Here is a 488-nt window from a genome sequence, read left to right as displayed (position 1 = left end):
CTCAGTTGGGAGAGCACCTCCCTTACAAGGAGGGGGTCACTGGTTCGAGCCCGGTATCGCCCACCACTCTTTCTTTTAGAAAGACACCATTTCGATGGGGCTATAGCTCAGCTGGGAGAGCGCTTCGCTGGCAGCGAAGAGGTCTGCGGTTCGATCCCGCATAGCTCCACCACTCTCTAAGGTTTTTTCCTTAAGAATCTTTAGAAAGTGGATGTCGAAAGACAAACACATGCTCTTTAACAATCTGGAAAGCTGACTAGTAAATTGAATTCTTTGAATTCAATACTAATAGTTCTATCGAAAGATAGAACGAGTTCTCAAGCAACACACATTCAAGTGTCTTGTGTAAGAGTCCGGCGAAACACAGTTCATCATACTCAGATGAACAACCTTGGTTGTTGAGCCATACAGACAGACCCCTTGGGGTTGTATGGTTAAGTGACTAAGCGTACACGGTGGATGCCTGGGCAGTCAGAGGCGATGAAGGA

General features: G+C 46.9%; 1 tRNA gene. It reads left to right on the top strand.

What is annotated here, in order from left to right:
- The first annotated feature begins 96 nt into the window (after positions 1 to 96).
- Positions 97 to 172 (top strand) — tRNA-Ala (locus R2X38_RS26655).
- Positions 173 to 488 lie beyond the last annotated feature (316 nt).

Origin of the sequence: Photobacterium rosenbergii (assembly GCF_033022775.1) — a bacterium.
Classification (GTDB): domain Bacteria; phylum Pseudomonadota; class Gammaproteobacteria; order Enterobacterales; family Vibrionaceae; genus Photobacterium; species Photobacterium rosenbergii_A.
Note: the sequence above shows the minus strand (reverse complement) of the source record. Positions and strands in the feature narration are given on the sequence as shown.